Annotated in this window: 19 protein-coding genes; 12 read left to right on the forward strand and 7 right to left on the reverse strand. The window is 53.7% G+C overall.

Annotated elements, in window-relative coordinates:
- The 3 genes from OXH16_22740 to OXH16_22750 all read right to left on the reverse strand — a co-directional run.
- Positions 1-738, reverse strand: a 738-nt coding sequence (locus OXH16_22740) for a hydantoinase/oxoprolinase family protein (protein MCY3684222.1), incomplete at its 3' end; no start/stop codon positions are given.
- Between the two features lie 45 nt (positions 739-783).
- Entirely contained in the window at positions 784-3,756 is a 2,973-nt protein-coding gene (locus OXH16_22745; protein ID MCY3684223.1) for a glycosyl hydrolase, read from the reverse strand.
- A gap of 34 nt (positions 3,757-3,790) precedes the next feature.
- Complete coding sequence (locus tag OXH16_22750; GenBank protein ID MCY3684224.1) at positions 3,791-5,188, reverse strand: hypothetical protein; 1,398 nt, start codon at positions 5,186-5,188, stop codon at positions 3,791-3,793.
- Between the two features lie 219 nt (positions 5,189-5,407).
- Here OXH16_22750 and OXH16_22755 point away from each other — a divergent pair, with 219 nt between their 5' ends.
- The 6 genes from OXH16_22755 to OXH16_22780 all read left to right on the forward strand — a co-directional run bounded on the left by OXH16_22755 (position 5,408) and on the right by OXH16_22780 (position 10,935).
- On the forward strand, positions 5,408-6,244 hold the full coding sequence (locus OXH16_22755; GenBank protein MCY3684225.1) for a hypothetical protein: 837 nt from the start codon (positions 5,408-5,410) through the stop codon (positions 6,242-6,244).
- A 12-nt stretch (positions 6,245-6,256) separates the two neighbouring features.
- A complete protein-coding gene (locus tag OXH16_22760; GenBank protein ID MCY3684226.1) occupies positions 6,257-7,594 on the forward strand; it encodes a sulfatase-like hydrolase/transferase in 1,338 nt (445 codons plus the stop codon).
- 2 nt (positions 7,595-7,596) lie between these two features.
- Entirely contained in the window at positions 7,597-7,998 is a 402-nt protein-coding gene (locus OXH16_22765) for a nuclear transport factor 2 family protein (protein ID MCY3684227.1), read from the forward strand.
- Positions 7,991-9,214 carry a DegT/DnrJ/EryC1/StrS family aminotransferase gene (locus tag OXH16_22770; GenBank protein MCY3684228.1) on the forward strand — a complete coding sequence of 408 codons (1,224 nt, stop codon included), beginning with the start codon at positions 7,991-7,993 and terminating at the stop codon, positions 9,212-9,214. Before OXH16_22765 ends, OXH16_22770 begins: the two co-directional genes overlap by 8 nt.
- 84 nt (positions 9,215-9,298) lie before the next feature.
- The gene (locus OXH16_22775) at positions 9,299-10,120 is read left to right on the forward strand and encodes an amidohydrolase family protein (protein ID MCY3684229.1); all 822 of its coding nucleotides are present in this window, start codon (positions 9,299-9,301) and stop codon (positions 10,118-10,120) included.
- Positions 10,121-10,137: 17 nt separating this feature from the next.
- The gene (locus OXH16_22780; GenBank protein ID MCY3684230.1) at positions 10,138-10,935 is read left to right on the forward strand and encodes an amidohydrolase family protein; all 798 of its coding nucleotides are present in this window, start codon (positions 10,138-10,140) and stop codon (positions 10,933-10,935) included.
- Between the two features lie 86 nt (positions 10,936-11,021).
- Here the strand turns inward: OXH16_22780 and OXH16_22785 are convergent, their stop codons facing one another.
- Both OXH16_22785 and OXH16_22790 read right to left on the reverse strand, forming a co-directional pair.
- Complete coding sequence (locus OXH16_22785) at positions 11,022-12,632, reverse strand: thiamine pyrophosphate-dependent enzyme (GenBank protein MCY3684231.1); 1,611 nt, start codon at positions 12,630-12,632, stop codon at positions 11,022-11,024.
- A gap of 98 nt (positions 12,633-12,730) precedes the next feature.
- A complete protein-coding gene (locus OXH16_22790; protein ID MCY3684232.1) occupies positions 12,731-14,101 on the reverse strand; it encodes an SLC13 family permease in 1,371 nt (456 codons plus the stop codon).
- 138 nt (positions 14,102-14,239) lie between these two features.
- Between OXH16_22790 and OXH16_22795 the strand changes: the two genes are divergently transcribed.
- The 6 genes from OXH16_22795 to OXH16_22820 all read left to right on the forward strand — a co-directional run bounded on the left by OXH16_22795 (position 14,240) and on the right by OXH16_22820 (position 19,890).
- Positions 14,240-15,409, forward strand: a complete 1,170-nt coding sequence (locus OXH16_22795) for an amidohydrolase family protein (GenBank protein MCY3684233.1) — start codon at positions 14,240-14,242, stop codon at positions 15,407-15,409.
- Between the two features lie 11 nt (positions 15,410-15,420).
- Positions 15,421-16,272 (forward strand): NAD(P)-dependent oxidoreductase, encoded by an 852-nt coding sequence (locus OXH16_22800; protein ID MCY3684234.1) that lies wholly within the window; start codon positions 15,421-15,423, stop codon positions 16,270-16,272.
- A gap of 121 nt (positions 16,273-16,393) precedes the next feature.
- Positions 16,394-17,518 carry a galactonate dehydratase gene (gene dgoD, locus OXH16_22805; GenBank protein MCY3684235.1) on the forward strand — a complete coding sequence of 375 codons (1,125 nt, stop codon included), beginning with the start codon at positions 16,394-16,396 and terminating at the stop codon, positions 17,516-17,518.
- On the forward strand, positions 17,487-18,713 hold the full coding sequence (locus tag OXH16_22810; GenBank protein ID MCY3684236.1) for a hypothetical protein: 1,227 nt from the start codon (positions 17,487-17,489) through the stop codon (positions 18,711-18,713). The genes dgoD and OXH16_22810 overlap by 32 nt, the downstream gene beginning before the upstream one ends.
- An 80-nt stretch (positions 18,714-18,793) precedes the next feature.
- Complete coding sequence (locus OXH16_22815; GenBank protein ID MCY3684237.1) at positions 18,794-19,471, forward strand: MotA/TolQ/ExbB proton channel family protein; 678 nt, start codon at positions 18,794-18,796, stop codon at positions 19,469-19,471.
- A complete protein-coding gene (locus tag OXH16_22820; GenBank protein ID MCY3684238.1) occupies positions 19,468-19,890 on the forward strand; it encodes a hypothetical protein in 423 nt (140 codons plus the stop codon). The genes OXH16_22815 and OXH16_22820 overlap by 4 nt, the downstream gene beginning before the upstream one ends.
- 42 nt (positions 19,891-19,932) lie before the next feature.
- On the opposite strand, the gene OXH16_22825 is transcribed toward OXH16_22820, so the two are convergent.
- Both OXH16_22825 and OXH16_22830 read right to left on the reverse strand, forming a co-directional pair.
- Positions 19,933-20,490, reverse strand: a complete 558-nt coding sequence (locus OXH16_22825) for a hypothetical protein (protein ID MCY3684239.1) — start codon at positions 20,488-20,490, stop codon at positions 19,933-19,935.
- A 1-nt stretch (position 20,491) separates the two neighbouring features.
- Positions 20,492-21,126: AAA family ATPase (locus OXH16_22830; protein ID MCY3684240.1), on the reverse strand; the 635-nt coding region annotated here is incomplete at its 5' end.

The following is a 21,126-nucleotide window of genomic DNA, read 5'->3' on the forward strand; positions in this document are numbered from 1 at the left end:
CCCTGAATGCAGAACCTCCAGCGGCGCGCGAATGCCCATTGACTGGAGTTGTTCGCTCAGGGAATTCAGATATCGCTGCACGACCGGCCCGAGGTAGGCATTAATCACTGTCGTGCTCGTACGCTCATATTCGCGGATTTCAGGAAGGACCTCGCAGGAGGCGGTGACAAATACATCGGGAAGCGACTCCCGGGCCGCGGCGACCGCCCGGAGTTCGTGCTCCGGGTTGGCGTAGGAATGGAGCAGACAGATCGCCAGTGCTTCGATCTCCTGCTGCTGCACGGTGTTCAGGACATTTTCCAGGGACACCTGCTGGAGAGGTTCCCGCACCCCGCCGCGAGAGTCCATTCGTTCATCCAATTCGAATCGCAGGCGGCGTGGAACAAGAGGACTGGGCGGGCTGTAAAAAAGGTTGTAAAGCTCGGGGATCCGAATCCGTCGCATCTCGAGAACGTCTCGGAAACCTTTTGTTGTGATCAGGGCCGTCCGGACTCCCTTGCCTTCCAGGATCGCATTTGTGGCAACAGTCGTGGCATGTGCGATTCTCTCAATGGAAACCTCTGAAATCCGGCGATCTTCAATCAATCCGCGAAGCCCCTGAATGATACCCCGGGCGTAGTCCTCCGGCGTGGAAAGGACCTTCCGGACAGCGAGCGAACCGTCACTGCCCAAGACAGCAATGTCGGTAAATGTTCCGCCGATATCGATGCCGATATGAGATGATGGCGGTGATATCATTTTCAGCCTCCTGATTCGGGCTCAGCTATATCCTCGGGACCGTCTTCACCACCTGATGGACACGGGCGTCAGCAGCCCGGCGGCCTGGCGTTCCCGTCGGGCCGTCGCGGCTTTCCCTTTCAAGAAGAGCTCAGGCTGGTTCAAACCCAATAGGTTCGCCGCGCAACTCGTGACCTCTAACTCGATCTCGTTCGGCCCCGGCAGCACGAGATCGGTAAGGTCGAACGTGTAGGGGCGCCAGAGGCGCGGTGCGAGACGATGCCCGTTGACAATCAGTGCTGCCACTGCGGCGACCTCCTCTGCATGAGCCCAGACGCGGCTCCCCAGTGGCGGCAACTCGCATCGCCAGTGGTACCGGGCTGTGCCTGTGTAGTTTGGAAAGCCCGCCTCAGCCCATGACCCGGGGCCGAGACGCCCTCGTGTCTTGACCAGGCACCCGTCGTCCACGCAGAAATCGCCACGGATCGCTGTGAGTGGCGGCGTGTGAGGCCCATCCCATCCGGGTGTGCGGCTCCGGAACGTGACCACATTCTCGCCCGGCACGACCAGAGCACGGATGTCTGCCCGCAGGTTGCGCCAATCCCAGATCCGCGCCCGCTCGAAGTCGGTGAGCGGATGTTCGTTGAGCTCGAGATGAAACGCTTCGGTCAGATCCTCGGTCACGATCTCGACCGGCTCCGCACCTTCCTCGATTCGGAAGGTCCACTTGAGCTCATACTCGTCGCCGGGCTGAACCGCACATGTGGCGGGGAAGTGCAGTCCGTCAAGGTACTGCCACTCCTCGGCGTCGGACGTCCGGACCTGCCAGGCGGCGGCCAGTAAATTCGCCTCGAGGAGTGAGAACTCGGCCTCGCCCAACACCAGCTCTTGCGTCCAGCTCTGCTCCGGTCCCCGGCTGGCGCAGACCGGCCCGTCGGTCCGGGCTGCAATAAGCGTCTGGAACGGAGCCAGGTCAACGTTCGCGTCGATACTCCCGGCGTCCCCTGTTTCGGGATCGAGGACTGTGTTGACGTCGGCAGGCAAGGGCACGGACACGCGCTCCGTTCCCTGGTTGTAGAGGAACAGCAGCGGCTCGCCGTCGAACACCCGCCGACTTGCCCGCACGGAGGACGGCATCTCGGGCAGGGCCCGGAATTCGCGTGGAATGACGGCATCGAGGGCATTCCTCAGCGGGTCCCGGGCGTCGGGTGGCAGGTCGTTGCTCACGATCCAGGTCACGCGATCCCGGCCGAAGAGATGTGTGCCCGTCCCCTCCTGGAGTGCGGCGGCCGCTTCACGCCCCTCGTTGTCCGGCAGCGCCGAGAGATGATCGGTCACTCGTTTGAGGAGCGCGGGATCGCCTTCCGCCCAGCCGGGTACGCTGTTGACGAAGACCGTGCGTCCCCCGGCTTCCAGGAAACCTGCCAGCTTCTCTGCGATCTTCCGAGTCAGGCAAGTGACGTTTGGTAAGATCAGCAGTTCATACTCAGCCTCGGCGGTCAGAACGGTCCCATGGTCCACGTTCGCAGAAGCCAGGACGTCCTCGAAGAGGTAGTCGTAGTCGACCCCGAGTTCCAGGAGCAGGTTTGTCACAGCAAGGAAGGCTTGCTGCATCGCCTCGAAGGTAGGCGGTCCCGGGACTCCCCGGGCCAGGTCTTCCGCACTACCCGCCCACTCACAGAACGCTGTGGTGATCGGGTGCAGTACGGCGACCTTCCCGGTGGACCGTGACAGAGCCAGCGTTTGGCAGATACGCGCGACATAGTCGCCGAACGTCCGATAGAACGGCCAGAACGGATTCTGGTGGCCGTGTGAGGGTGGATACCCGCCCGGCAGCACCTTGCGCATGCCGGCGATTGAGTAGTAGGCGCCCATGTACTGCAGGAGGTTGACACCGCCCAGGGCGAGCTTGTCGAAGATGATCTTCATCTGCTCGGGCGTGAGTTCCCAGCCGCTGCCCGTGTAGGTTTCGCAGAGCAGTCGGTCGCGTCCGAGCTGGCGGATGGCGGACCCCCCGCTCTTAGCGGCGACCATGAAGTGGTCGGCCTCGTGGTTCAGTCGAGGAAAGATGGCGTCGATCCCGGGGATGTCGAGCCAGCGGAGGCACCGGTAGAAATCTCCGAAGAAGAGAATGTTGTGGCGGAAAAGCTCCTCCCCCGAAAGGTGTCCCGTGAGCGTTAGCCCATGCTCTCGGCACCACTCCGCGCACTGCCGGTAGTAGGCGCTCTCCAGGCGGCCGGTCAGGTAGTGCCAGTAGTCGCACCTGATTCTCCGGTAATCTCCCACGTTCGCCAGCAAGCTCGGGAGGTGCGCCGCGACGTCATAGCCATGGCGCTCAAGAAACGTTTCGCGCATGCCATGAGTCCAGGGGAGAGGGCGCTCGGACTCGCCGTAGGAGCCGGCCAGGCAGTACGACACCTCATCCGTAAAGAGGCCGGCAATCGTCTTGCCCAGCTCTCCGGGGAAACGGCTACGGTAGGCTTCATGAGTGAGCTCGATGAATGCCCGTACCGTCTCCGGGTCGGAAACATCGCCGTAGCCCTCTTGCCCCCAGCAGAAGGGCGACCACTGCGCAAAAGGGCACACCCCATTCTGTGGCGTCTCGTGAAAGACGGTCGCTTTGCCCGATTCGTCCACGCATTGCCATGCAGCGTGATCGTCCTGGGGTCCATGCTCCGATGCCTGATCGTCGCTCGTCACCACGAGCATGCGACGATCAGGGTTGTCGCGGATCAGGTACCCGCCTGCGGCGCCGCTGGGCCAGTTGTATTCGTCATAGATCCAGAAGCGCATGCCGTGCTTCCTGGCCTCATCGACAGCCCAGCCGATGGCCTCGAACATTTCCTCGGACAGGTAATCGACCGGGAAACCGTACATGGGGTGGATGTAGAAATTGAGGATGCCTGCGTCCCTGAAGTCCCGTACCTGTCGGCGCACCTCGTCTTCCTCAAGCGGGGCGTTCCAGAACCACATGATGTGCGGACGGTAGTCGTCCCCAGGTGTGGCGAACTGCTCGATGAAGTCGTTGCTCAGGGGCATCTATCACCTCCTCTTTGTGCCCATCGATCTCTGCTCAGTCATTTTCGAATAATTCCGTCAGTATTGCCAACGTCGCTTCAACGATGCGCTCCAACGAGTCCGGCGCAAACTTGGCCCAGTAGGTGCAGTTGGCATTGGTTTCGTGCCCCGATCTTGTGCAGGCGTCGCGCGTGGGGAGGTAGCCGACGTATTGCGTGGACATGTGAGCGATGAAGGTGAGCTTCGCAGGCGACCTGGTCTTAATCTCCAATTGACCTTCCACGAACGGCTCGCCGGGCAGAGAAATGATAGCCATGTCGCCGATGCGGAAGACCTGGATTTCATACATGAATTGCGGCTCGCGATTTCGGCAAAGCTCGATGCTTTTCGTCGATGCGGCATGAAACCATGTGGGATCTACTTCGCCGTTGTCTTGTAGTTTCAGCGTTGGGTGTTCGGCCAGAATGCGGTTGACCTGGTCTTGCCGATCGTTGGGAATATCGCGATACGCCAGAGGGATTTTTTTCAAACGCCAATCGATCGAATCAACGTCTGCAAAGCTCAGCGATTCGATGACGGCCTGTGTGGTGTCCGCCAATTCATTCCCCATGCGCACATGGTCAGGCGTGAAGTTGGGCGTAAAGGCGGGCCAGGGATTGACGTTGCCACAACATCCGTTGATGACCAGGGGCGGGCACATCAGACTGTTTTGGTCTTTGACTTTTGCGCTCCACGCGCCGGGCCAGTCGGCGCAGACGGTATTTTTTTCCCGAGCAAATACGTTGACCGGATGACAGGTAAAGTGCAGCAGCATCGCGGCCACATCACCCGCGGCCGATTGCGCGCACCACACACCCACCTGTGGGTCGGCAGGGCCTTCCATGTAAACGATGTCTGTCGGCCCCAGGGGTTTGGCGTCACTGGTGAAGGGCCACGGCATGCAGATATTGCCGCCGCGCATCACGCCACGCCGATTAAAGGCCAGGTCGTCGCGAACGGCCTGCCCCATGGCGACCTGCACTGGCGTTAACGCATCGTTCGCTTCCTGGATCGCGCGGGTCGCGCCGGCGACGGCCTGCTTCGTATAAGCGGCTTCACTACCGGTGATGTGCTCCTGATTAGCTCTCAGGTCAAGCGGGAAATCCGGGTCGAGCATGAGGGCGCCGCAACTCGGCGCCGAGTGATTCTGCAATGAATGCACCATCACGGCGTGGGGTTCAAAGCCCAGCGCGGCAGCGCTTTCTCGAATGGCCCGGGTGTAGGGCAAAGTAACCGCCAACGTGTCTAACGTGATGATACACAATTTCGCGTCTTTTGCCTGGGCGACCATCACTTTGGCGTAAAGTGGATCAAGGATTTTTTGAGCAGGGCGGTGTTCTCCCATGCCGCTTCCGGCCAGGTGCGTGCCCAAAGGCGGTGTGATGCCGACGGCGGCTTGGCCTATTTGAAGCATAGCACAACATCCTTGACGGGGAATGACCGGGTTTTTGGCTGAATCAGTTCAATATACTCTTTATTTATGGTGAGTAATACTGAAATCGAACTGGGTAAGGCAAGCGTTATTTGAATTATAACTTGCACCATCACCCCATCGGGGATAAATTGCGGACGAAAGTCGTTTAACCTATCCATATCGTCATAGGAATAAAAGCCGAGATCACTAATTATCTTTATGCACTGGCTCTTTTTTTCTATTATCCTCGACTTCGGTTTTGTTCAGCTTTTCAAGCTGGGACAAAGACGCGGCTGTTACGCGCCAGTAGTTGTTTCTGTAAACTACCTCGTCTTGGCTCTCGCAATTGCCATTTATCTCTTTGTTACCGATGCGTGGACATTTCCCGCACTTGCCCTTTACACGGGGTTGGGTACTGGTACGGTTTTTATCAGTTCTATGTTGCTGATGAATCACGCGCTTACCCTCGCGCCCATCGGTTCTGTTGTTACGGCTTTCCGAATGTCCATTGTCATGCCTATTGTATTGGGCATTTATCTCTGGGGTGAGTCCATGGCCCCAACGCAGTTTGTGGGGCTGCTTCTCGCGCTCAGTGCGCTGGCACTTATGACTTCTCATCCGGGCAGAACCGCGCAGATCAGAGGAATAAAAGCATTTGGTTTGCTCATCGCGGTTTGTCTCTGCCAGGGCATAAGCCATACGTGCTTGCGATCTGTTCACTACAATGGTCTCGATCCCGTCTATTTACATGTCTTGATGTTCATCGGAGCAACCGCTGGACTGATAGGTGGTGTTGTCATTGCCCTGAAAAAACACCGACCACAAGGACCTGCGGTCAAACTCGGCATTTTTATTGGTCTTTACAATGTTCTGGCGCTTTGCGTCATTATGACCGCATTAAGCAAGTTGCCAGGCACGCTTTTTTTTCCGACATTGGGATGTAGCGTTGTTGTGCTGGATAACCTCTTCGCCCATTTCTACTGGAAAGAACGCCTCCCCCGACCCGCTATTGCCGGTGTGGGGATCGCTGTTCTTGCCGTTCTTCTGGTTTTGTGAAAAGGAGCTTTTATGAGCCGACCCAATATTGTTTTTGTATTCGCCGATGACTGGGGCTGGGGCGATTTGAGTTGTTACGGACATCCTCATGCCAGGACGCCAAATCTGGACCGCCTTGCCGCACAGGGTGCTCTTTTTTCTCAGTTCTACGTTTGCTCTGGAGTTTGTTCCCCAAGCCGAGCCGCTGTTATGACCGGGCGTTTTCCGGCGCACTGGGGCATACACGGGCATTTTGCACAGCACGAGCAAAACGCGGCACGGGGTATGCCCAATTTTCTCGATCCCGATGCGGTTACAGTGACGGGTCTGTTACAACAAAGCGGGTACGCGGTGGGGCACTTTGGCAAGTGGCATCTCGGTAGCGGCGCGGGCGCGCCCGCGCCTTATGATTACGGTATTGACGAGAGTAAAATCAATGTGGGAAATGGCCCGTTGCTCAATTTTACCGATTTGCAGACTGGCGAGGGCCGCAGCCGCTCTACAGAGGTGATTATTGATGAAACAATTGGTTTTATTGAGCGCAATAAAGACGAGCCTTTTTTTGTTCAGGCATGGCTCAATGATACCCATGCGATTCTCGATCCGACTGAAGAACAGATGGAGCCTTACAAGCAGTTCACGGCGAATGGTTTGGAAGACAAACACAAGGGCGCGTTGCGGATTTACTACTCGGTTGTCACCAATGCAGACCGCCACATTGGCCGGCTGATGGATAAACTCGACGAATTGAATTTGAGCGATAATACCATTGTCATTTTTTCTGCGGACAATGGTCCCGAAGATATCCATATTCGCAATGCCACGCATAGCGGTGTCGGTTCTTCCGGTCCTTTTCGCGGTCACAAACGCAGCTTGTACGAAGGCGGTGTGCGTACGCCTTTTATTATTCGCTGGCCCAATGGCGTTTCTGCCGGTCGCATTGATAATGATACGCCGTTTTGCGCGGTCGATTTTTTGCCCACTTTTTGCAATTTGGCGGGTGTTGATATCGATGGTCTGGTGCTCGACGGGGAAGATATGACCGATGCACTGCGCGGTCGTAGTGTTATGAGGAAAAAGCCGCTTATGTGGGAATGGCGGTTCAATATTGCCGGGCATTGTTTGCACAAAAGCCCCATGCTTTCTGTCCGCGAAGGCGATTGGAAATTGCTTTTGAATCCCGATCGCAGTCGCGTCGAGCTTTTCAATATTCCGCGAGATCCGATGGAACTCAACAATCGCGCAGAATATATGCCAGAGCGCGTCGCGGAAATGGCGGATCGGGTGCTCGCATGGCAAGATACTCTGCCCGAAGGCCCGATTGATGCCAATGCGGGGTCGAATGCGTATCCCTGGCCCGGCACGTTTTAGATATGGATGCACGTAAAACTGTACACGCCTATTTTGACGCGCTTACTGCGGGAGACGCCCGAAGATTGATCGGTCTGATGTCCCGCGCGCCCTATTATATCAAGATAGGTACAGATGAAAACGAATATATCCAGGGTGATGAAAATATACCCGGGTACTATCGTCATCATGTGGATAGTACTGAGGATTTTACCATTACATGCGATTATCTCGATGTTCAAGAGCGCGATACTATCGCATGGTTTTACACGCGTCAGACCTGGAATCTCAAATGGCAGGGCCAGCGCGAACAATTGGCTATGCGTTTGACGGGTGTTCTCGAAAAAGAAGATGATCAGTGGAAATTTGTTCAGATCCACGCCTCACTCGGCGTAACTGAATCAGGAGATATGCACGATGGATGAACTCGCTATTAACGGGGGCGCAAAGGCCAAGACCGTTCCGTATAATCAACCGAATAAATACACCGGTGAAGAACGCGAATTGTTGCTCGAGGTTCTCGATTCGGGTAAACTGATGGGGCCGGATGGGAAAGTCGCGGATTTTGAAGCTGAAGTCTGTCGCGCGTTCGATGTTAAACACGCGATTATGGTGACATCTGGCACGGTTGCACTGCAAACGGCTCTTGCCGCGCTGGGTGTGTCTGAAGGTGATGAGGTTATTACCACGTCTATGACGGATTTTGGTACGACTGCGGCTATTCTTGCACTGCACGCTATCCCGATTTTTTCTGATATCGATTTGTCAACCCGCCTGCTCGATCCTCAAAAGGTGCGCGAGAAAATTACCGATAAGACCAGGGTTATTATTACTGTCCACATGGCCGGTATGCCCTGTGATATGGATACGTTTCTGGAGATTAGCGAGGAGACGGGGGTCAAAATTCTCGAAGATTGCGCGCAGGCTCACGGCGCGACTTATCGGGGGCGATTTGTTGGTGCGATTGGACACGCCGCGGGATTTTCCATGAATGAATCCAAGCAGATTTCCACTGGCGATGGCGGTTTTGTCACGACCAATGACGATGAGACCGCTGAAATCGCCCGTCTTTTCCGCGACAAAACCTATTTGAGGGGTCAGAAACTCGAACGCGGCGTGCAACCCATTCCTTTTTTTGGTACTAATTTGCGTCCGACCTGCTTGCAAGCCGCTGTCGCTATTGCGCAACTCCACAAGCTCGAGTATCTCGTTGCCCGCCGCGATCAGATTGTTAGGCGATACTATGCCGAACTCGGCGACCTGCCTCATCTCGATTTTCCGAAAATTGCCGATAAAGCCCACCCGTCGTGGTGGCCGCTTGCCATTCGCTATACGGGTAGCACGCCAACGCGGGATGAACTCGTTGCTATTTTTCGCGCCGAGGGCATTTCCATCAATACGAGTATGTCCGCAGTGAAGAATATTCTCCGCACGGAAATGATTCAAAAACGCAAGTACTATCCTTTAACGGATGATATTCCGATATTCTGGCAAAATACTGCGTACAATCCCGACGACTGCCCCAATGTCGATACTCTGCAAGCCACTTGTCTGCGTCTTCCCGTGAATGAACGCTATACCGACGAAGATATCGATCAGACGATCGCGGGGGTGCAGAAGGTTTGGGCGCACTATTTTTAGATCGCGTTGTTTGTTGTCTTGACCGATCATCCAGAACTGCGTAAATTGTCCATCGCAAATCTACAATAACTGGTAGAGCTAATCATGACCTTAGATATTGAATCCGGCATTCGCCGTCCCAAAATTGACATGCACTGCCATATCTGGCTTATGGATGGGTGGGAGCAGTCGGCTGATCATCTCGTTGCTTCGGGTGATATGCTCGGCATTACCGAATACTGGTGTTCCTCTATTATCCAGCAGGGCATTCTGGCTCCTGTTGAGGATGTGTATCCTCACAATAATACTATTCTGAGCGCGATGGCGCGCCATCCCAAACGCGTTCGCGGCTGGTGTTTTGTCATTCCCGGTCATTTTCAAGGTGCCATAGACGAAGCCGAGCGCTGTCTTGACGCGGGCATGATCGGCATTAAGCTCTACAATCAGTACCGCATCAACGATCCTGTCTTACACCCCATTCTCGAATTGGCGAGCGAACGCCGCGTGCCCATTCTTCAGCACGCCGGATACCCCGTTCCCGAACACCGCGCAAGCCAGCCGCTCATTTCACACGGTATCCATTTTAGCGAAGCCAGCGAAAAATATCCCGATGCGATTCTCATTCACGCCCATATCGGGGGCGGAGGCGATTGGGAACACACGGTGCGCGAAATGCGCCAGGCGTCTCCCAATGTTTATATCGATGTGTCGGGTAGCAACCTGGACGATGGCCAGGTCGAATACGCGGTTTCAGAACTCGGTGTCGAGCGCGTGCTTTTTGGCACCGATGGCACGATGGCTGGCTCGGTGGGCAAAGTTCTCGATGCAGATCTCACCGAGGATGAGCGCGAACACATTTTTTGGACCAATGCCGAACGCATTCTCGCGCAACAGGGGGCTACGCCTACAGAACCTCGTACCAGTTAAAGGAAGAAAACAAACAAATGCTCATAGATGTAAATGCCTGGCTCGGCACATGGCCTTTTCGTTCTCTGCGGGATAATACACCCGATGCGCTGGTCGCACGTCTCGACCAGTCGGGTATTGACAAAGCCGTTGTCTCTTATATCGAAGCCGCATTTCACAGGCATCCGCAATCGGCGAATGAACGGCTCGCCCGCGATGTTAAACCACATGGCGATCGCCTTATTCCAGTTGGTACCATTAATCCTCTGTCGCCGCATTGGGAAGATGATTTGACGTCCTGTATTGATCTCGGTATGAGGGGGATTCGCCTTTTTCCACAATATCACAATTACCAGACCGATGGTGCTGAGAGCCGAAGCGTTGTTCAAGCATGCGCTCAGTGCAATCTTCCGGTTTTTATTCCGCATAGACTCGAAGATATTCGTCAGCATCACTGGATGGATCCGGGCCAGAGTCTTGATCTGGCACAACTCGCCAATTTGATTACGGCTGTACCCGATGCCGCGATTATTATACCGAATGCCCGTCCGCTCGCGCGGTCACCGCTCTGGATGCGAGAGGACCTGCGCGATTTGAACTGGTACTTCGATCTTTCGCTGGCCGAAATTCACTATGGTTTGCACAAAAGTACCAATGGGATGAAGGATCTGGGATATTTAATTGAGGAAGGCGGTGCGAATCATATTCTTTTTGGTACGCATTTGCCCATCTCCTATGCTGGTCCAGCTCTCGTAAAACTCGCGATCCTGCCCGTCGATGAAGAGACGCTCGAAGGTATTAAATACCGCACGGCTGCTAAACTTCTGAATCTTTAGATAGTACCATCAAAACAGTGCAAACAAAACGTCCCTGTTTCATTGGTAGAAACAGGGACGTTTGAGTTGGTATTAATGGCGTTTAATTATACTTCTCGGCACGGCTTTCGCACGATGACGAGGTTGAGGGTGGGATCCTGAAGGGCGTCTCGGAATACAGCGCGCATCTGGTCGTCGGTGTCTTGTTCCTGTACTTCGCGGACTCGCGATGCACCACAGGCAAGGGCGAGGTCGCGCATGGTGACTTGCGGTCCGGCTTCGCCGTTTATTTGAACGCCCTGATCGGGGGTGGTTTGTCCGCCAGTGGTGAGCGAACCGCCATTGTCGAGTACCATAACAATGGGTGTCGCACCTGTGGCGCGCGCATGGACGAGGGCATTGATGCCGCCGTGATAAAAGGCGGAGTCGCCACATATCGCAATGGTGCGTTCGGCAATATCCGTTTTGCTCAGGCCACAGGCCACGCCAATGGCGGATCCCATCGAGAGTTTGGTGTCGAGCATGGGAGCGGCCATTACCACGCAGCCCGGGTCGGCAGATATAAAGGGGTTTTGGTTGAGGGCATTGGCTTCTTCGCGTAGTGCAGTAAGGATTTCCGTGAAGGGGCAGCCAGCGCAGTGATTTTTGCGAAAGGGTTTTTCGCTTTCCCAATTTTCTTCGGTGTAGCGCGTGGTTGGCGAGAAACCCGGGAGATAGTCGTCGAGTGCGTTTTGTATTTGCCAGCGGAAGAGTTCACCCACGCTGGTGAGATGTCCCGTGCGTTTGCCCAGGATTGGCGGCGTAAAACCGGCGTCGTAACCAATGGCTTTGATGGCGTCTTCAACATAGGGATCGACTTCTTCAACGACCAGTACATCGCTACATTTTGCGAGAAAGTCCGCGATGAGTTTTTGCGGAAGGGGGTACAGGGCACTGAGTTTGAGGATGGAGAGGTCAGATGTGTCGGCTCCGTCGAGTGCGTCGAGGAGTTTAGTATGTACCAGGCCACAGGCGATGATGCCCTTCTTTCCATTGCCATCTATGCGATTGAAGGGCAGGTCGCTAAATTGTGCGGTGGCGCGCGCGATTTTTTCGTGTAATTCTGTGTGGTTGCCTTCGGTTGTGCGAAGTGCCGATATCCAGCTCATTGGCTCGCGGTCGGGTTCGTGGATGGGGTGTTGCGCTATGGGGCGGAAGTCGGAAAGGGCCTGCGTGCTGACGCTATAACTTCTGGTCAGGCGCAATATCACGATGGATTGCAGGCTTTCTGAGTATTCGAAAGCCCATTTTATCATGTCGCGGCCTTCCCCTGGTGTGGCGGGTTCGAGCATTGGAAGTTCGGCCAGGGGTCCAAGGGTGCGTGTATCTTGCTCGTTTTGCGATCCCCAGGCGCCGGGGTCATCGCCCATGACAATGACGAGTCCGGCGTGTACACCGGTCATGTTGAGTACCATCAGGGTATCGAGCGCGACGTTCATGCCCACGCTTTTGAGACATACGAGCGCGCGCTTGCCGCCCTGTGATGCACCGGCAGCCATATCCAGGGCAATGCGTTCATTGATACACCATTCGGCGTGGTGTCCGTGGTCTTTGGCCATTTCGGCCATGGCGTTAAATGTGTTTGTGCCGGGCGAACCGGGATACCCGGTTACAACGCCGACACCCGCTTCTACCGCACCCCAGGCAAGGGCGCGTTCTCCATCAATGGTTTGGGTCATTTTTGTACTCCTGAATGAAAATCGGGTGATAGCACTGGAAATATTAAACTGTGTGTGGGTGTATTTGTCAAGTATAGAAGGGGTTGTACGGCGATGGGTCAAATAAATCCAATTATACGCCAGTATAACAGGGTCAGTGGAAGCAGCGCGATGAGCGTTACCAGAGAAATCAGCGACATTACGAGTACGAATTGTCCCATTTGGGCATAGCGAAAGCTGTATGCGACAATAAATGGCGCGCCCTGATAGGGGATGAAAACCACGCCCGTGCCGATTGCCAGACTGAGGGCGATGGATAGGGGCGACAGGCCGAGTTGAGGTCCGAGGTCGAGCAGGAAAGGGGCGAGTACGCCGCCAACCGCAGCGGTGTCCATTAAAAAATCAAATGGCACGGCCAGATACGCTATGAGAGCGAGTTGGGCAATGGGGGTTTCGACCGTTTGGAGATGGTGTATGAATACGGACGCGAGGGCGCGGTTGAGGCCAGATTGTTCGAGGGCGTGACCAATGGCAAAAACTGCGGAGATGAATATGAGAAGGGGAAAATTGATTTTTTTGATGGTGTCAAAGGGCAAGGGACCCCAGCCGGGCAGGTAGCAGAGGAGGACGAGGCCCAGGCCGATATAGACCGGGTGAATGCCGTGTATAATATCGGTCGTCCACAGGAGAACACCTGCGATGAGAATGCCGAGTATTTTTTTTTCGGGACCGGTCATGTGGGCGGGAACATCGGCGATGGCGGAATGTCCCGAGAGGTCGGGTTCCCGCGAGGGGCGAAATAGCAAGCGGATAAGGCCGTAGAGCAGGAAGACGCGCAGGAGGCCGATGATGGGAAAGAGATAATAGGCCCATTCGCTCCAATAGACTGTGATATCGCGCGATTCGAGTACGCCGAGAATGACCAGATTGGGCACGCTGGCCGTCAGTATGCCCGTGCCGCCGTAATACGTGGCGCAGGTTAGCGAGAGGACGAGACTGGCACTGACTTTTGAGTTAGGGGCTTCACCGAGGGTTTTGAGTAGAGATACGACCATTGGCATCAAGATGAGGACGCGCACGACGCCAGAGGGGATCAACAGTGCCATTGTGAGGCCCAGGATATGCAGGCCAAAGACGAGTTGCCGGTATCCACTCAGGCGGCCGAGTACGCTTTGGGCCATTCGCGCTCCCAGGGGGGTTTCGGTAATGCCGAGGCTCAATGCCATTCCGGCAAAGACGAGCCAGACAGCTTTACCGGAAAAGCCCTGGAATGTGGTTTCAAAGGAGAGGATGTCGAGAAGCGGAAAGACTGTGAGGATGAAGATGGCGGTGTAGGAAATGGGGATGGGTTCAAAGGTCCAGAAAATAACGGTGAGCGCGGTGAAGGCGAGTGCCAGGCGGGCAGATATGCCGAGGTCACTGGGGAAGACGAAAATAAATAGAGCCAGCGCGGGACCGAGGATGAGGCCAATGGTTTGAGATCGGGTCATATTAGTCGTTTATTTTTGGGTGTGTATGCAAGATAAGAGGACCTGAGGTAATGGACAAATGAATTGTGGGCAGATGGATTCGCTATTGATTAAGTACAGAAAATCGCGTAGTTTAGCGCGCAGAAAGGAGATAAGACTATGAATTTTAGAGGCAAATTGGTCGATACGTCACAGGTCGTAACCGTGCAAACAGATGGCGAGCAGATCGCGGCTATTCATCGCGGGGGAGAGGGTGATGCAATTGGTGGAGATGATGTGTGGATTGCACCGGCGATTTTTGATGTGCAGGTCAATGGTGTGGGTGGGATCAACTATAAAGCCAAAGATTTGACGGTGGAGAAAATTGTGGAGACGGCAGCGTGGATGCACAGGACGGGTACGGGTTTGTGGTGTCCCACGGTGACGACTTCATCTGAGGAAGATGCGGTTCACGGTTTGGAACTGTTGGCAAAGGCATGTGAGGAATCAGAAGTCGCGCGTGCGTCTTTTGTCGGGTTTCACGTTGAGGGGCCTTATATCGCGTCTGAAGATGGTCCCCGCGGGGCACACCCTCTGGCGCATGTGCGCGATCCAGATTGGGATGAATTTCAGCGGTATCAGGAGGCAGCTGGTGGGCGCATTGCGATTTTTACGCTTGCGCCAGAGCGAGACGGCGCATTGGAATTTATTGAGAAGGTGGCTGCAACGGGTGTTATTGTTTCAATTGGTCATTCGGGTGCGAGTCCCGAGCGCATCCAGGAGGCGGTTGCCGCTGGTGCCCAAATGTCAACCCATCTGGGCAATGGCGCGCATGCCGAGTTGCCGCGCCATCCCAATTATATATGGGAACAACTCGCGGCAGATGCGTTGTGGGCAGGGATTATTCCGGACGGGTTTCACCTGCCGCCTGCGGTGTTGAAGAGTTTTTATCGCGCAAAAGGTAAAGAACGCCTGTGTCTGGTGAGCGATGTGGCATCTATCGCTGGCTTGTCGCCGGGTATTTACGGCAGCGAGAGTGGGTTGGGACAGAGCGAGTTGCACGCCAATGGCAAAATTTCGCTGGCGGGAACGCCTTATCTGGCGGGTGCGGGTTTGTTTCTGGACAGTGGCATTCCCAATGCCGTGCGGTTTACAGACGCTTCGCTATCCGATGCTATTGAAATGACGTCGATTAATCCGGCGCGTTTGTTGGGGATAGAAGACCGCGTGGGGTCTGTGGATGTCGGTAAAGAGGCGAGTCTGTCGCTGTTCCGCTGGGAAGAGGGACAGGAGAAATTGGATGTGGTGGCAACGGTGGTGCGGGGGCAGGTTGTTTATCAGGCTGCATAAAGGAATGCGATATGGGAAAAAAGAAGGTTGTTCTAACAGGTGCGTCGGGCTATGTGGCGGGGCGGATGTTGCCGGCATTGCGCGAGCGGTACGATCTGGCATTGCTGGATGTGAAGACGACCAACCGCGAGGGTGATGAAGTTGAAGGCGTGCAAGTTGTGGATTTGGAAAATCCGGATCGGGATGCGTATCGGGCCCATTTTCAAGGTGCCGATGCTGTGGTACACAGCGGGTTTAAGGGGACTGTAGATTGGCAACACACGGATTATTGGAAGGAGTCCGATAATGTTCGGATGTGCTACAATGTGTACCAGACATGTGTCGAAGAGGGTGTGAAACGCATTGTGGTGATGAGTTCAAATCACGCGTGCGATTTTTACGAGCGGTTGATCTGGTCTGACCGATTGGATTTTGCCACGACTGATATGCTACCTTTGTCCGATAATTTTTACGGTTGGGCAAAGTCGTCGTACGAGCATCTGGCTTTTGTGTTTGCAACGGGCAATGCGACCAATGGCAAGCGGTTGGAGAGTGTTCATATCCGCATTGGCGCGCCCCGGGATACCATTATGGAAGGGCAGTCGGCGGATGATTTGAAGCAGTTGCACCGGGAATTGGGGGCGTATTTGAGTGCGCGAGATTTGTCGCAACTGGTGATCAAGAGTATTGAGACAGAGAATATTGAAGACGAAAATGGGGTGCCGTTTCAGGTGTTTTTTGGTATCAGCGGAAATACGCATCGGTTCTGGAATATCGACAATGCAAGGCGCGTGGTGGGATACGCGCCAGAGGATGATAGTCAGATTCGGTTTGCGGGGGAGATTGCAGAGATTATTCAAAAGGCACAAAGCAACCACAGATGAACACAGATGAACACCGATAAAGAGGGTACAACGTTGGATAATGATCACTCATTTTCGGAAGGATAAAGATGTAACCATCTGTGTCTATCGGCGTTTATCTGTGGTTCCAAAAGGTTTTGTCATGAAAATTACGGGGTTTGAGACGATTCCCATTCGGGGTCGGGCGATGATTTTGAAGATGTTTACGGATGAGGGATTGGTGGGGTATGGCGAGCCGATGAATTACGAGCATTGGCGCGTGGTGGCGCAGGCTGTAGAGGATATGGCCGAGTACCTGGTGGGCAAAGATCCGCTGAATATTGAGGATCACTGGCAGGCGATGTATCGCTCGAGTTATAGCCGGAGTATGCCGGTGCTGGTCGGTGCGCTGAGTGGGATTGAGATGGCGATGTGGGATGTGTTTGGCAAGATGGTTGGGTTGCCTGTCTGGAAACTTTTGGGTGGGAAAGTTCGCGATCGCATTCGCGTGTACACAGGGACGGGCGGGACGACGCCAGAAGAATGCGCGGAGAATGCGAGCCAGAAGGTGGCAGAGGGCTTTCGCGCTGTGAAGATGGGGGCTTCGCCGAGTCCTGTGAGATTTGTCGATACGCCAGAGAAAATAGATTTTATGGTTTCGCGCGTTGCTGCGGTGCGCGAAGCTGTGGGCTATTCGGTCGATATTGCGGTAGATTTGCATCGGCGATTGAGTCCGACGATGGCTGCGATTCTGGTGAAGGAGTTGGAGCCGCTGCGTCCTCTGTTTGCGGAGGAGCCGTGTCATCCGGAAAATAACGAGGCGTTATTGGCGTTGTCCCGGGGTACGACCGTGCCTATTGCCACGGGCGAACGACATTTGACGCGATGGGGATTTCGCGAACTTATCGAGCGAGAGATGTGCGCGATTTTGCAACCGGATATTCGCCATTGTGGGGGTATGTTGGAATTGAAAAAGATCGCGGGGATGGCAGAGATTCACAATATGGCGATTGCACCGCATAACGCGGCAGGGCCTGTGGGGGTAGCAGCGTCGGTGCATGTGATGGCAACGATTCCAAATTTGTTGATTTGCGAGGGCGGCCATAACCGTGGAGAAGGTTTGTTTAAGACGCCTCTAATTTTTCGAGATGGTTTTATTGAATTGCCAACCGAGCCGGGTTTGGGTGTGGATATGGACGATGATGCGCTCGAGGCTTTGCGCGATGAATCTTATCGCCTGCGCGGGATGTTCTGGCATGAAGATGACAGTTCTTTTGCGGATTATTGAGAAAATGCTGGTCGTTGTGATTCTATTGCTGTTTGCAAGCGGTTATGCGGAGGCGATAGAGAGGGATGTGTTGACAGTTCGACGAGAATACAACGATGTGTCCGCTGCCGTAGATAGTCTCGTGCGGATGATGCAGAAGGCAGATGCCGAGGTGCTGAAGAAACTCCCCGAGGCGCGTCCCGAGCGGGTATTGCCCGAGGGGATGACGGCTGTGATGATTTTTTGGGCGGATGACGAAGCGCGGGTTTGGCTCAATGATTTTCCCGTGGGTGAGACCCGGTTGACACCTGTGGAAGTGACTGTTCCGGATTTGTATTTTCAAGGGCAGAATCGCCTGCGCGTGCGGTGCTGGGATACGGATAGGGTAGAGAGTGGTTTTTTGGGGGGGTTATACCTGAAAGATGGTGCTGGAAGGTTGTACCCTATTGTGGTTTCCAATGGGACATGGGAGACTTCAGGAGGACGGGCAACGGAAATTATTTATGCCCATCCGATGCCAGATATTCCCGGTGCGCAACCAATTTGGGGCATGCGCATGTTTGGATTTGTAGATATGGCTATCACTTTTGACCGCGGTGCGATTGATCGCGCGCTTGCAAAAACCGCATCCACAAGACCAATGGCTGCGCGGCAACAGGCGATGGATTATCACACCTTTGCCCAACAACTCGCTATTTTGCAGGCTCGACGAGAAAAATTAAGAGCAGATTTAGCGCGTGAGGGCGGCCTGAGTGTGCCGCGTTACAATCGGGAACACGCCCGTTCTCCATCGCTGACACTGGGAAAAGCCGCGCCTTTGACAGAAAAGGTGTCGGTGCCGGTGGCAGAAAATGTTCGGTCCTGGTCGGAGAAATTACCGGCGGTGCAGCAGCAGTTGATTTATCCAGACCGCCGCGCGTTAAAAGGAGAAGGTGCTGTAACTGCGACTACGGGTGATGCTGTTCCCACCGCGAGTGACCGCGGTAGTCGCGAGCAGGCGTATCGCCCGCCTGAAGAACGCGGTGGGATGAAGAGTGAAACAAAAGATGAGGGCGTCAATGCCCAGGTGCAGCCGCAGGGGATGAGACGCGGTGGTGGGGGTGGGCAGTCGAGTCAGGCTACGCGGTTGGGATTGTTGTTGCCCACACTGATAGTGGGAATTTATGTGTTGTATGTGGCCATACGCTGGCAATCGTTGATGGGAGAAAATAGCTGATGTACGGATTACACTGGTCTGAATCGTTATCACTGGTTCTTTTTTGGGTTGTGTGTGCTATAGCAGGGGCATTGATTTTAATGCAACGCTTAAGTGCTATTTGTCGTTACGAAAAGCAATTTGGCCTGTCCGAGTCCAATTGGCCTGGTGCGATAATAGGTGGATTGAGCGGTGCTGGCGTGGCGAGTATTGGTATTTATTTTTATTTTTTTGCACCAGCAGCCGCGAGTTGGGTCGAGTGGACGGGGCGTTCGGCTTATGTGCTCGTTTTGGGCAGTTCGGCAGCGCATCTGGTCGCGTTTATTCATTTTTGGCGGCGATTGGGTGCAGAAGGTGCGGATACAGGTAATTTGACTGCATTGCGCCAGGAGCAGGTGGATAAATTTCGCCAGAGCCGCGAGAATTATGCGGACTTAAAAGCGCGCGATGACGAGGCTGTAGATGAGTTACTCGCTGTGTTTGGCGAGCGGTTGTTGTCCGGGCAGCGGGCTTTGAGTCGCATTCCGTTTTATGGGTATTTGGGCACTGTGTGCGGTATTTTGCTGATGGCCGAAGAATTGACCCGACTGGATGAGGCGACCGAGACGTTTAAGGTGTTGCGCGATATGGCAGGTGGATTGGTGCTGGCATTTCAGACAACGCTCGTCGCCTTGCTGGCCTATTTGCCGCTTCGAAAGGGCTACGATATGTTGTTGAATCGCATGTCTGATCTGGAACGCAAATGGTTGGATATGCGCGAGGGGGAGAAAAGAGAGTGAGACGACGTTTTTTACAGCGCGCGGTGGCCGAGGCCGAAGCACACGATGTGAGCAAGGAGTTGTTCCTGGGCATTATGATGCTGATGCTGTGTCTGGGGATTATGATTTTAAATGTTTCACAGCCCGTGTGGCGCGTCTATCACCACGATCCCGAACCAGGAGATGTGGTGATTTTATATACTTCCAGAGGGCTGTCGTTTTCGGAAGATGGGCGATCTGCAACACGCAGTTTGGGACCGGGCGAGTTTCGCAAGACAGTAAATGATCTGGTTGCAGAACCCGATCGGCATTTGCATCTGTTTCTAAAGGGGGGCAGCCGAGAGCGCATGGTGAATGACGCGGCTTATGCAGATTCTCTTTTGTCTGCTGGCACAGCGGGCCAAAAGGTGCGCCCCGCCGTATATGTGCATCTGTGGTAAATCGCAATATTTCAATATTAAACAACAACTCCGGTAGTAGTATCACCGGGGTTGTTTATTGCGTTTATCGCGTTCCTCTTTGTACTTCCGCATAAAATACTCAAAAGAGGTATTCTTTGTCGATGCCGTTTCTAGATCAAATAACTTCATAATCTCTTGCATAAAATCTATTCTTGAAACGAATTTCTCTGGCATCATACGGTTAAACTGTTCTTTTGAAATACGATCCGTGTTCTTAATTGTTCGTATATCAATTTCACTACAAGAATCATCATTTAGACCTGCGAGATACCAGCTTTCTATTTCCCGACACACGACCAAAATTCGATCCTCTGATAGCTTCTCAAACTGGGATGTAATCCGCTCTTTCTTGGCTGTCACGCAGGGGGATTCGTCCATGTCCGCTACAAAAATGTAATCGGCGTGCGGTATAGAATTGATACTATTCAGGAAACCATTTACCTTTTCTAATTTTTGCTGACTATACTTCCAATGCTGAACATAATCATAAATATGTTCATATATGGGTCTGATTAAGCGATCAAAGAATCGTTCATCGTCATCTCCTTCTACTAAAATAAAGAGCCTCCGATACGCCAACCTATACCTCCAACAAGTTCTGGATAAATAGATCGTCAATTCCTATTTCATTTTTCAAGAAGATTTTGATTTCATCACTATCCGCTGGCTTTGTTATTCTGGAAAATCCTTCATCGTCTCTCGTTATGAGCAAGATATTCTCCAAATCCGCCTGTTTAACCATTTCTGGATTATGAGTTGTTGCCAGTATCTGCCTATTTTTTGATGCCTCCCTGAACATGTCCATCACTCTTGAGATTAAGTAAGGATGGACATTCCTTTCAGGTTCTTCTATAATGACTGCCTGTTTCTGTTGGAAGTAGAGCGCGATGATTAAAGCTATAATATTGACAGTGCCATCAGAAATCAAAAAAGCTGGTAATCCATCCTCCTCAGCATATTTTTCATGTAGCCTGAAGAATATGGATTTATCTACTGCCCTTTCCACATTTATATCGTGAATAAATGGCAGGAGATCTCGAAATAAATTGAGAAACCTTCGTCTATCTTCTTTTATTCTCATAATATTGTTCAGTACGATGGTGAGATTGCTACCATCCATTTCCAATTCTGACAGACCTGTGATGGGTACAGGTCTCTTGTCTCGTCGAAACCCGCAGTCGTCATCCCCGACGAGACGACTGCCAAGCGACGTGG

Source organism: Gemmatimonadota bacterium, from assembly GCA_026705765.1.
Taxonomy (GTDB): Bacteria; Latescibacterota; UBA2968; order UBA2968; family UBA2968; genus VXRD01.

Excerpts from the sequence above, each read along its gene's own strand:
- OXH16_22745 (MCY3684223.1), bottom strand. The coding sequence starts at position 3,756 with ATGCCCCTGAGCAACGACTTCATCGAGCAGTTCGCCACACCTGGGGAC.
- OXH16_22750 (MCY3684224.1), bottom strand. The coding sequence starts at position 5,188 with ATGCTTCAAATAGGCCAAGCCGCCGTCGGCATCACACCGCCTTTGGGC.
- OXH16_22755 (MCY3684225.1), top strand. The coding sequence starts at position 5,408 with ATGCACTGGCTCTTTTTTTCTATTATCCTCGACTTCGGTTTTGTTCAG.
- OXH16_22760 (MCY3684226.1), top strand. The coding sequence starts at position 6,257 with ATGAGCCGACCCAATATTGTTTTTGTATTCGCCGATGACTGGGGCTGG.
- OXH16_22765 (MCY3684227.1), top strand. The coding sequence starts at position 7,597 with ATGGATGCACGTAAAACTGTACACGCCTATTTTGACGCGCTTACTGCG.
- OXH16_22770 (MCY3684228.1), top strand. The coding sequence starts at position 7,991 with ATGGATGAACTCGCTATTAACGGGGGCGCAAAGGCCAAGACCGTTCCG.
- OXH16_22775 (MCY3684229.1), top strand. The coding sequence starts at position 9,299 with ATGACCTTAGATATTGAATCCGGCATTCGCCGTCCCAAAATTGACATG.
- OXH16_22780 (MCY3684230.1), top strand. The coding sequence starts at position 10,138 with ATGCTCATAGATGTAAATGCCTGGCTCGGCACATGGCCTTTTCGTTCT.
- OXH16_22785 (MCY3684231.1), bottom strand. The coding sequence starts at position 12,632 with ATGACCCAAACCATTGATGGAGAACGCGCCCTTGCCTGGGGTGCGGTA.
- OXH16_22790 (MCY3684232.1), bottom strand. The coding sequence starts at position 14,101 with ATGACCCGATCTCAAACCATTGGCCTCATCCTCGGTCCCGCGCTGGCT.
- OXH16_22795 (MCY3684233.1), top strand. The coding sequence starts at position 14,240 with ATGAATTTTAGAGGCAAATTGGTCGATACGTCACAGGTCGTAACCGTG.
- OXH16_22800 (MCY3684234.1), top strand. The coding sequence starts at position 15,421 with ATGGGAAAAAAGAAGGTTGTTCTAACAGGTGCGTCGGGCTATGTGGCG.
- dgoD (MCY3684235.1), top strand. The coding sequence starts at position 16,394 with ATGAAAATTACGGGGTTTGAGACGATTCCCATTCGGGGTCGGGCGATG.
- OXH16_22810 (MCY3684236.1), top strand. The coding sequence starts at position 17,487 with ATGAAGATGACAGTTCTTTTGCGGATTATTGAGAAAATGCTGGTCGTT.
- OXH16_22815 (MCY3684237.1), top strand. The coding sequence starts at position 18,794 with ATGCAACGCTTAAGTGCTATTTGTCGTTACGAAAAGCAATTTGGCCTG.